Source organism: Adonisia turfae CCMR0081 (assembly GCF_011009555.1).
GTDB lineage: Bacteria > Cyanobacteriota > Cyanobacteriia > Phormidesmidales > Phormidesmidaceae > Leptothoe > Leptothoe turfae.
Genome location: NZ_QXHD01000004.1, coordinates 5174239 through 5186266 on the forward strand (window position 1 = coordinate 5174239; position 12028 = coordinate 5186266).

Genomic DNA, 12028 nt, shown 5'->3' on the forward strand with positions numbered 1-12028 from the left:
CTTTGTGTTGGTGGGATATTACCTAAATCTGTGTGGGCTAATACCTCTCATCACTCTGATATAGATCTCCGTAGCCTACAAACTCGTACGGTTTTTTTTTCTAATTCTGCGAAATCCTCGTTTTTAGAGCTAGAACCAACTCTTGAAGTTACAAGTTCCTCTGTAAATACCTTATCTATTTTAGAAATTTCAGAACATTTTCAAAGTAACTTTCTAGATACGAGTTTCGAAAATGTTAACCCTAATGTTCTATATCTGGCTGCTCCAGAAAATTTAAATCCTGGGCTGTATGTCCCATTGCCAGTTGAATCATCACCAACCCCACTGACTCCAGACTCGATTGACTCTGAACCGGTTACTCCAAGCACTGAAACAACTGAAGGTGACTCTGAACCGGTTACTCCAACCGCTGAAACAGCTACCACTGACACGACTCCCTCTGTCCCTTTTTGGGAGGTTGAGGGTTTGACAATTAATCTATCGGATGCTTTTAGTAATTTTGATCAGGGTAACCGAATTATCGAACCAACTGTGACAGGTACTTTGCCCAATGGCGATCCTCTTTCGATTACAACGGGTTTTAATAGATATGCCCAACCAGATGTCAATACCGTTTTCAATATTCCTCTCAAAGCAGCATGGACACGGGAAGTAGGTGATTTTACGACGACGACCGGAGGAGGTATTGACCTTTTTAACCGTCTGCCTGTTGCTATTAATCTGAATGCAAGTACGTCGGTCCCCATCGGTAAGAAAGCTACACTTTCGTTTTTTGCAGACTATGGGCCGTATAAGTTTAATGCCACTACCCTAAATAATCAGATCAAGGCCCTGCGATATGGCCCAAATTTATATTGGCAGATTACTCCTGATATGTACCTTTTCTCCCTAGTGCGGTGGGGTCGTTATAACGATGGTAATCATGAGCAGCAATCGTTTAGCCGACTAGAAAAGAAGTTTGGAGATTTTCATATAGCAGGTAACCTGTTTACTTGGAGATATCGAGAAGATGCTGAATTGGCTAGTGGCTACTTTTCACCTTCTGACTTTTTGGTTGCGAATGCTGAAATTGGTTGGAAAGGAGAAGTTTTTGAATGGCTAGCCTGTGGAACAGCAGCTTCTTGGGGGCAACAACGATTAGGGGGGAGTTGGTCATCAGCCTATAGCTACAATGCAAAATGCACGTTTGAAATAACAGACCATTTAGAAATGGATCTGGGCTATGCCTTTAGTAATGTAATTGGCCAGACAGGCGGCAGCGCTTTTAATAACCGTGCAGTTACTGGGCAAGTGCGTGCCAAATTTTAATTTGGAGGCTCGCACAGAATTTCATGTTTGTTGATGAGCCGATGTAAAGCTGCAAACTTTGATAGAGGGTATGTTCAGAGTTCGACCTCAGTAGATAGTCCCCTAACTGTCAGATATCGAAGGCCTCCTCCCATCCCCGAATTCTGAGGAAGACTGTACTCAAAGCCCTCAGAATTTGGAGTTTTGGGTGGATTTCAAGAAATGAAACCGTTTGTCCCTATCTTATAAAAGATTGAACTAACCCACTTATATAGCTGGGTGCACATAGTTCAAACTGTGTATGTTCGCTGAAAGCTTTAGGATATAGCGGCTGCACAGCAAACCGCTGAATGTCTTGAGCGGTTTGCCAGCGTCCGTTCGATTACGATGAACGGCTTTGAAATATCAAGTACCAATAACTCACTTTGCGTGTAATCGATGAATAGATTTCGGTTGCCAAACGCTTGATTTACAAGGTTTTATGTCAGTTGAAACACCTAACTTTTAGGGTATTCAGTAAAACTCTCATTCTCTCTGAGAATTTACTAAGCCAGTATGGTATTCAAAGACACAGTAATTTGTTTTGTGTTATTTTCTCGCTTCTACTTACTCAAAATAAAACAGCTCCTGCCTTAGGTTGAACTTTTACACAACAAAATTATTGTCATACCAAAATGCTTGCTGTTATTTGTTTTGAATTAACTGTCAGGATGATCTTTAGCTATTTCAAGTTGTTCAAGCCAGTAGTCACTAATTATGAGCTCCAATTCTAATTCTTCTGTTGTCGATAATCTTATTAAAGGAAGCACTCTGGAGGATGTGCTAATAGGTGACATCCTCAATGATGAAATTCATGGGCATGAAGGAAATGACATTTGGCTCAGTGGTAAAGCCGGTCAGGATATCGTTGTTGGTGGTTCTGGAAACGACAACTTATCAGGAGGTGAGGGCAATGATCTCCTCCACGGCGACTTCTCTGAGGGTAGCGGCTGGGAACTAAGTGATGGTGGGAACTACGTATATAATGCCCCTGAGGGAATCACAGAGTCGGTTAGTGGTCAGGGTAACCTATTCCCCCCTGGAGGCGATTCATCCGTCTACAACGATTTTATCCTTGGAGGTGATGGTAATGACATTATGCTCGGCAGCTGGGGGCATGACGCTATCTCCGGCGATGCTGGTAATGACATCATCAATGGTGGTGTAGGGAATGATTATTGGCTTGCCGGTGGAGAGGGCAATGACACCATTAATGGTGATGATGGTGACGATATTTTAGAGGGTGGAGCCGGTAATGACCTTTTAAATGGTGGTAACGATAATGATATTTTGACGGGTGGGGCTGGCCAGGATGCTCTTTATGCAGGCGATGGTGCAGATATTGCTGACGGTGGCGAGGGAGCTGACCTGGTTGACGGTGGGGCCGGACATGACCAGCTCACTGGTGGTCTTGGCGACGACAAAATTTTAGGTGGAGACGGTCATGACACTTTAGATGGTGGGGATGGCGATGACATCCTTATTGGTGGTGCTGGTGATGACTATTCCATGCTTGGCGGTAGTGGGAATGATGCCCTTTACGGTGAGGCTGGTCATGACTTTATGGATGGCGGTGCCGGTAACGATATCATGTATGGTGGCCGTGAAGATGACGTCATGCTGGGTGGTGAGGGTACTGACTATATCTACGGTGGGGAAGGCATTGACCGTATAGATGGGGGTGCCGGGGCTGATGTGATCGAGGGTAACTCTGGGGATGATGACATCCATGGAGGAGATGACGATGATGCGATCACAGGTGGTACCGGTCAAGACATCCTATACGGTGATGCCGGAAATGACTTGATTGATGGCGGCGAGGGCCATGATTATATTGACGGTGGCGAAGGTAATGACACCCTGGATGGTGGCACCGGTATGGATACCATCGAAGGCGGTGCTGGTAACGATGTAATTCATGGTGGTGCTGATAATGACGGCTGGTTATCCGGTGGTGTGGGCCAGGATGAGATTTTTGGTGATGCCGGTGACGATGTCCTGTCTGGTGGGGCCGATAATGACCAGCTCCAGGGTGGCACCGGTAATGACGTGATCATGGGAGATGCGGGCAATGACGTGATCATGGGTGGCGAAGGTGATGATTACTGGCTTGATGGTGGCGAAGGCAATGACACCGTCGACGCTGGTGCTGGCCACGATGTCGCCACGGGGGGAGTTGGTGACGATGTTGTTATCGGTGGTAGTGGTAATGACACCCTGCTGGGGGATGCCGGTCTCGATCAGCTCTTTGGTGATGCAGGAGATGACATTCTTGATGGCGGTGACGGTGCTGACCTTCTCGAAGGGGGCACTGGCAATGACACCCTTAAAGGGGGCGACGGTGCTGACTTAATGCGAGGCGGTGCCGGTGTTGACTACGCTGAGGGTGGCATAGGTGACGATAACATTACCGGTGGTCTCGGTGACGATAGCCTGCTGGGTGATGCTGGGGCCGACACCATTGATGGCGGCGCTGGTCATGACTACCTGGCTGGAGGTGCAGGTGACGATACTCTTATTGGCGGAGCCGACAATGATACCATTCAGGGTGGAGCTGACAACGATATCCTCGACGGTGGTAACGGCTATGACATTCTGGAAGGGGGCGACGGCAGTGACACCCTCAGTGGCGGTAAACAAGAGGATATTCTTAAGGGCGATGCCGGAGACGACAGTCTAGATGGCGGTGATGGTCACGACGTTTTAGAAGGTGGCTCGGGTAACGATTTACTCCAGGGCCAAACTGGTAATGATGCCCTATTTGGTGATGCGGGTGATGACACCCTTCAGGGTGGTCTTGGGGATGACTACCTGAGTGGTGGTGCTGATAATGATGTCCTGGAAGGCAGTGACGGCGTTGACGTCCTAGAAGGCGGCGATGGATCTGATGCACTCTATGGTGGGGCTGGTGATGATGGCTGGCTATCTGGTCAAGCGGGTGCTGATATAGTTGATGGCGGTGCTGGCCATGATGTATTGAGCGGTGGTGCTGGTGCCGATCAACTGCAAGGGGGGGCTGGTAATGACACTGTCTTCTTTGATGCTGCTGACACTGTAGTCAAGGGAGATGCCGGCTACGATGTTGCCATTGTGGAAACCGCTGAGGGGGCAAGCTTAGACCTGGGCGCTAACAGCTTTAACGAAGCTCATGGTAATGCCGGTAACGACACCTTTACCAATACGAATGGAGCGGGTGCTGCTAGTGGTGAGAGTGTTGCCATGTTTGGTAACGCCGGACATGATTCCCTAACAGGTGGGGCTGCTAATGACTATCTAGATGCTGGTGCGGGGGATGACGTTGCCAGTGGTGGCGCTGGTGATGACTACGCTCTGGGTGGTGATGGCGCTGATGTCCTTAGTGGAGACACTGGTAACGATCTTCTAGAGGGTAATGCTGGCAACGATACCTTGGATGGCGGTGACGGTCATGACACGCTAGATGGCGGTGATGGAGCGGATACGCTGCTTGGTGGAGCAGGTCACGACACCCTGAAGTTTGATGCGGCAGATACGGTAGACGGCGGTGATGGTTACGATGCCGCCAGAGCTCAGGGAGATGTTGGTGTCACTCTGGATTTGGGTGCTAGCCAGATTGAGTTAGCCTACGGTACTGAAGCGGCTGATGTCTTTACAAACTCCAGTAGCAACAGCGTCGAAATTCATGGAGAAGGTGGCAATGACACTATCATTGGCGGAACTGGCCATGAGATTCTGGATGGTGGTGCTGGGGATGATGAGATCGCAGCCAATACTGGCAATGACGTCATTTTAGGTGGTGCCGGGGACGATGTTCTCCAGGGAGAGGGCGGCAATGACACCATCACAGGTGGAGAAGGCGCTGATACTCTCTCTGGTGGAGAAGGCAATGACACCCTGAATTTTGATGCCGATGACACCCTGGACGGCGGTAGTGGCAGTGATGTTGGGGTTTACCAGGGGGCTACTGGCATTAACCTCAACATTGATGATGTAAGTCTGGAAGAAGTTCACGGTAATGTCGGTGATGATACCTTGACCTCAACCGCTGGTAATGTCGTGAAGATGTTCGGTGGAGCTGGTAGCGACACCCTAGAAACCGGCAACGGTAGCGATCAGCTCTTTGGTGGAGAAGGTGACGACACCATTACATCCACCGGGGGCCACAACTATATCGAAGGTGGTGCAGGTAGCGATACCATCACCACAGGTGGCGGTAACGACACCCTAGTGGCCGATGCCGGAGATGATGTTCTAGACGCTGGCGACGGTCATGACATCTTAAAGGGCGGCGCTGGTGCCGATAGCCTTAGTGGTGGCGCGGGTAATGACACCCTTTATTTTGATGCAGCTGATACGTTGGTAGATGCAGGTGCTGGTAATGAAGATACAGCACATTATGAGAGTAGTGATGCACTCACCATCGATTTAGATGCGACAGGTATTGAAACACTCCACAGTAATGTGGGTGACGATACTATTACCGCTAATAGCAGTCAGAACTTCACCGTTTACGGTGAGGGTGGTAATGACACCATTACCACTGGAAGCGGTGACGATACCCTTGAAGGTGGCGGTGGGGATGACATTATCGACGCCGGTAGTGGTAGCAACACGCTGCTTGGTGGAGCTGGTAATGATACCCTCATCAGTGGCAGTGGTAATGACACCCTAGAGGGAGGAACCGGAGATGACACTCTGACTAGCAGTGGTGGCAAAAACACCTTGCTCGGTGGCGACGGTAACGATGTCCTCACGACTGGTACTGGTAGCGACACGTTAGACGGCGGTGCAGGAAATGACAGTCTCATCGCAGGCAGTGGTAACGATAATCTGAAAGGAGGTACAGGAAACGACAGTCTAGATGCGGGTGCTGGTAACGATACTCTGGATGGTGGCAGCGGTGCCGACCAGTTAATCGCTGGAAGCGGTAACGACAAGCTCTATTTTGATGCTGACGATACTGTTATTGATGGTGGGGCTGGTACTGATACTGCCTATTTCCAAAGCAATACGGACCTTACCATCAATGTCACTGATGCAGGCCTCGAAAGGCTCTATGCCAACAGTGGTAACGATCAGCTTTCAGCCACCGGTAATAGTCAGGTCAAGCTATATGGTAAGGATGGAGACGACGTCCTTACATCGGAAGGCGGTAATGACCGACTAGATGGTGGCAATGGTGACGACATTCTTACCACTACTGGTGGTAACAACACCCTGAAAGGTGGTAACAACAATGACCAGCTTACTTCCGGCAGCGGTAATGATGTCCTTGACGGCGGCAGCGGTAACGACACCCTGCTCACCACTGGTGGCAACAACACCCTAAAAGGTGGTAGCGGTAACGATACTCTGACCGCTGGAGGAGGTATAGATACTCTAGATGGCGGTGCTGGCAATGACATTCTCGATGGTGGTTCCGGCGATGATGTGCTGGTAGGGGGGAATGATACCGATATTCTCTATGGTGGTGAGGGTAATGACACCCTTTCTGGTGGGTTGGGGGATGACACCCTTTACGGGGGAGCTGGTAATGACACCCTTAATGCTGAAGTCGGTAATGATCTTCTTGATGGGGGGACTGGCAATGACCAACTTTTTGGAAGTACCGGTAACAACCGCCTTGAGGGAGGTGCTGGTAACGATGAACTCTATGGCGTAGCTGGTGAAAATGAACTCCTTGGCGGTGACGGTAGTGACCAACTCTATGGTGGTGCAGACAGCGATCAACTCCTTGGTGGCACTGGTGATGACCAACTCTATGGAGATGCTGGTAACGACTTACTAGATGGTGGTGACGGTAGCGATAACCTGGTTGGTGGTGACGGTAATGATATCCTGTTAGGCGATGGTGGAGCCGATGTCCTCAGGGGTGCTACAGATGGTTTCGGTGAGGTAGATATTCTCACCGGCGGTGGCGGTAGCGATTACTTTATTCTCGGTGAGTCAGGTCAGGTCTTCTATGATGATGGTGACCTGCTGACAGCTGGCACGTCTGATTATGCCTTAATCACGGATTTCAATGGTTCAGAGGATATTCTCCAGTTGAGTGGTTCAGCCAATGATTATGTGCTGGGTTCCTCAGGGTCAAGTACTAACATCTATCTAGATAGTGATGGTACCGGTAGCTTAAGCAGTTCGGATGAGTTGATTGCCACATTGGAGGGTACTTTAAGTATGGATCTATCCAATACATCAATTCTGTATGTGTAGTGAACAACTTTGATCTATGGAGATCCACTTAAGTTGGGAACGTTCCGTTAGATAGGATTATAGACTCTTGGAGTCAGAATTCATTAAGAACATGGATTCTGGCTCCTGACTTCTAAATGCTCTTTTATGAAACGTCCCACATATAAGTTGTTAACCAGACTACTGACCCTAGTTTGATACACAATATTGCCTTAATGCTCATTTTGAGGAAACCAACATGCTTGAATTTAAGGGCTTTCACCCTAAGGATATCTCCAATGAAATTGCACTAACGCTGACCAATTCAGGAGTGCATTATCACAATTTAAATAATGGCGCTTTTCAGTTTATTCCTTACACAGAGATCGCTGGCTTCTCTGGATGGCGGCCCGGATATGGTTCTCTTCATATCTATAGCAGTAATCCAAATTTGATGATTCACTTAAACTTTGCAGCAGAAGTAGCAGAACAGGCGCTATCGCAAATTCAAAGTTTTCTCCAAGAGAAAATGGTAACTGTCTAGATCAATAATTATTCCATTTTTGAAACAACAAAGACCTCAGTTGCATAAGCAACTGAGGTCTTTGTCATGGTAAGACTATGGAGTTGCTATGTGGCTTTTAGAGAAAATACAGCTTCCTTATTGAAATACATAACTGTCTGTACTCCAGCCTCTTGCAAATAGGTATAGGAGCGATACGTATTAATCCTTGATTACATCTAAGATGGCTTTATTGCCAAGAGCTTTATAGTAGAGAATTTCTAAGATAAGGCCGTTAGTATTACCGGTTAAGATGGTGTTGATTTCGTCACTCTCTTCATAGAGACCAGCGTAGAACCCACCACCATCGGGATCTTGTAGTTCCTTTACAGCTTTAATTAGCTTCAACGTATAGGGTTTCTTGGGAAATAAGTAATACCATCCAAAGGCTGCTTTTGTACTAAGTGTGCGTAGTTCTGGATAGGGCTCATTTTCTTCTGTAATCACAGCCCATGGAGTTCCATTAGCATAAAGGGTGCTATAGAGAAAATAAGGAGCTTGATCGATGTTGTCTTCAGATACTGCGGTTAGGTATCCTGTTTCTTTATATCTATTTTCCTGAGCAGTGAGTATAGTGTCTGCATACTCAGTCAAGGTTTCATCCCAGCCAAACTCAATGGCTTCTAGAATGTAGGACTCACTAACTACGTAGTTATTAGCATTAGTTTCGTCGAAATTACGCTGGTCTACAGGGATTTTTACCCCGCTCACTTCTACCAGCTTCATTGGTTCTGTTTCTAACGCCTTTGGAGCCTCAAATCCCCATAGCTCATAGCCACGGGCAGCATATTCTTCGTAACCGAGGCGACCTTCCTGTACGGGTAAAAGTTTGCCGTTAGATTTAAAGACCGCACCATAGAGTTGCCCATTTTCAATGGAGCGAGGCAGTTGCCAACCTGACATCAAACCGGAGATCCAATTCTCATACTGGGGATGGCATGTGCGAATGATATGTAGGGCTGTGAGAAAACGACCAATGTCTAGAGCCGACCAGCCCAATCCCTTTTTGGTGGGATTGTTTCCATAGTCCACCATTTCTCCAGTGGCACTGTTATATACCTTATTTGGGAGAGCTCCCTCTACCAACGGTAGCTCTCCAAGGGAGGTTAAAAATTGATTGAGTTGTAGATCAAACTCACCTTGGTCAATTAATCTCATCCATCGAACTGCATTCAAGGCCATTAAGTAATTGCCCTGATCCCAAAGGGTACCGGAGGGAAATTGGTTGGCAGAGTTGATAAATCCGGTTTCTGGTTGCCGATTATTGACAAAGTATTGCCAGGCTGTAGCCGCATATTCTTTCTCTTGCTCGGTTAGAGGGGTAGTTAACTGACCACAGAGGTTGTTGAAAGTTGCATCTGTTGTGGCCGCTTGAGAATCAGACTTAGATCCCTCGATTTCAATGGTGCCACTGGTACAAGCAGTCAGACTACCCATTGTTAAAAGACTAGCGAATAGACCCTTTAAAATCCGAGATTGATAGGAATTCATATTTTCTAAAAAGTGTGTGCAAGTGGTTGTCCGGTTTGGGTTTTGTACAACAAACTTTCCAGGATAATGGCGTTCGTGTTGATATTAATTGCCTTGTTAGGCCCCATGTCTGGGGCCTCGTAGCGTCCTGCAAGATATCCCTTCTGCTCATCGGCAAGGTTTTGCACTGCTTGTCTGAGAGTTTGGCAGTAATCATTATCAGGCCAAAGACTACTCCAAGCGAAGGCTGCTTTTGTACTCAGAAAACGTAAGTCAGGGTGAGTTTTTCCTTTTACATCTGTTGCTGGCCAGGCCTGACCATCAGCATAAACGCTGTAGTAGAGAAAATAGGGTTGGCGATCCAGTGCATCTTCGTTTACTGCGGTTAGTATGCCCGTGTCAGCATATCGATTTGCTTGAACCTGCAAAAGATTTTCGATTTGGGGTTGCATCGTCTCAGGTAGCCCCATCTCTATCCTCCATAGTAGGTAAGGATCATTAGTGAGATGATTGCTCGCCCCTGAAGAATTGAGATCACGCTGATCTACCATCAGCTCTACGCCATCCACGGTAATTCTCTGTGTGGGCGGATTATATAGTGCGTTCTCAGCTTCAATTCCCCATAGTTTGAAACCATAGGCTGCATATTGTTCATAGCCTAAGCGTCCCTCTTGCCAGTACTGCAGACCATTACGACCGGCTCCACTGCCCCATAGCCAACCGTCTTTTATAGACTTGTTTAAGTCATAGCGAGCTACGATGGTATTGATGAGATCACGCAACTCTGGATAATGGCTTTTAAGGGTGTATAGAGCCACCAGATATCGGCCCAAATCCAATGCAGACCAACCACTTACTCCATTGGAGTCAGGTTGATTACTTAACGTCCGCATGGCAGCGGTGTCAGTGCTATAGGCTTTATTCGGTAACGCTGTTGCCGGTAAGGGTAACCGTTCCAGAGTACGTAAAAGAATCGACAGTTTTTCAATCAACTCTGTTTCAGAAATAAGCCCCAGTTGATGAGCAGCATGGATTCCCAAAAGCGCACTTCCCTGGTCCCACCAGGTAGACCAAGGCAAGTCGTCAACGGCATTGACCATACCAGTATTAGGATTCCAATTATTCTCAAAATAGGTCCAGGCTCGGCGAGCAGCGGATTGATCCAGAGAATCTGCCATTTGTTCCACATTATCCAATGGAAGAGATGTGCTAACTAACTCAGGTGGTTCAAGAGGTGAAGGAGCTTTTTTTTTTCTCCTCAACCAAGGCAACTTCCTCAATCAAACCTCTGGGAGTTGCGGCGATATTGCTTTCTCCCTCCTTTGCAATCCAGTATGTTCCTTGGTCATCAGCCACTATTTCGATTGTTGGTTGAGATCTTTCGGGAAGACCTAGCCCCAGCTCATCTCCATTACGAATTGCATCCCACCACGGAGAGTCCATATCGTCATGGGGATAGATGAGAGGTTGCTGTTGAGTATTTTTATGGAGTAAGGCTTGGAGAATTAGACTATTAGTAGAGCCGGTAAACCCAATGGCTCTGCGACCACCGCTCTCGTAAAAGCCTTCATAATAGCCTAATTGCTGATTATATAAGTCTAGCGTTGCTAGCCATAGCTCTCGACCATAGTCACTATTAGGAAAGAGTGTGTGATAGGCAAAGGCTACAGCTGTGCTAACCACACGAGAGTGTGGAATGACTTCACCTTGATCATCTACAGCAACCCAATCACGACCATCGGACACAAGCGTACTGTGCACCACATAAGGAGCCTGATTGACTAATGTGGTTCCTGAAGCACTAAATGTCCTTGTCCGTTTATAGCGGCTAGCTTCAGCCTGATAAATGGCTTCTACTAGAAAACTGATTTGGGGGTCAAACCCAAATTCTAGACCGTATAAGATAAATGGTGTACTGGTGGTATTTAACAGTTCATTGCGACGCCGTTGTTCTGGTTGAGACCGATTGGTGGGAACTGCTTGTTCCTCTAGTTTAGTGGTGACATAATTGCCGCCCACCGCTGAGCGAGAAGCATCAAATCCCCACAATTGAAAAGCACGGGCGGCATATTCTTCATAGCCGAGAATTTCAGCTGGTTTAACTCGGATGCGATCGCGTCCTCGATTATCCTGAGCTAAACGGGCATTAGCAATGCGACCATTTCTAACTACCCGCAGATAAGACCAGTCCAGAGCTAACTGATCTACAACATCAGTATATTCAGGATGGCAAGTTTTAAGGGTATGCAGCGAAGCCAACAGTCGGCCAATGTCTAAACCAGACCAACCATTCCCTTGGGGCAGAGAATTACCACCATAGTCAATGGGTTCCAGAGTCAGGGTGCTATAGGAACGATGGGGCAGTTCTCCCGCAAACAGTTCAATTTCTTGCAGAGCCCCTAGCAAATGCCGAACCCGTTCATCAAACTTCTTTGCATTAATCACATCCATAGCTCGAGCCGCATGGAGTGAAGCTAGGTAGTCCCCTACACCCCAAAGTGTTACACCATCCAGGTCACT

6 protein-coding genes are annotated in these 12028 nt (G+C 47.5%); 3 read left to right on the forward strand and 3 right to left on the reverse strand.

Going from position 1 to position 12028, the window contains the following annotated elements; genetic code table 11:
• The first annotated feature begins 30 nt into the window (after positions 1–30).
• The 3 genes from DXZ20_RS26105 (at position 31) to DXZ20_RS26115 (ending at position 8020) form a co-directional block, all read left to right on the forward strand.
• Entirely contained in the window at positions 31–1308 is a 1278-nt protein-coding gene (locus DXZ20_RS26105; protein ID WP_348918728.1) for a hypothetical protein, read from the forward strand.
• Between the two features lie 735 nt (positions 1309–2043).
• Positions 2044–7518, forward strand: a complete 5475-nt coding sequence (locus tag DXZ20_RS26110) for a beta strand repeat-containing protein (protein WP_163702022.1) — start codon at positions 2044–2046, stop codon at positions 7516–7518.
• Between the two features lie 217 nt (positions 7519–7735).
• A complete protein-coding gene (locus tag DXZ20_RS26115; RefSeq protein WP_163665178.1) occupies positions 7736–8020 on the forward strand; it encodes a hypothetical protein in 285 nt (94 codons plus the stop codon).
• Positions 8021–8200: 180 nt separating this feature from the next.
• Here the strand turns inward: DXZ20_RS26115 and DXZ20_RS26120 are convergent, their stop codons facing one another.
• The 3 genes from DXZ20_RS26120 to DXZ20_RS26130 form a co-directional block, all read right to left on the reverse strand.
• Positions 8201–9475: a DUF3131 domain-containing protein gene (locus DXZ20_RS26120; protein ID WP_163702024.1), complete on the reverse strand. Its 1275-nt coding sequence runs from the start codon at positions 9473–9475 to the stop codon at positions 8201–8203.
• Between the two features lie 59 nt (positions 9476–9534).
• Positions 9535–10686 (reverse strand): DUF3131 domain-containing protein, encoded by a 1152-nt coding sequence (locus DXZ20_RS26125; protein WP_163702026.1) that lies wholly within the window; start codon positions 10684–10686, stop codon positions 9535–9537.
• Between the two features lie 49 nt (positions 10687–10735).
• A partial coding sequence (locus DXZ20_RS26130) for a DUF3131 domain-containing protein (protein WP_250565933.1) occupies positions 10736–12028 on the reverse strand: 1293 nt, incomplete at its 5' end.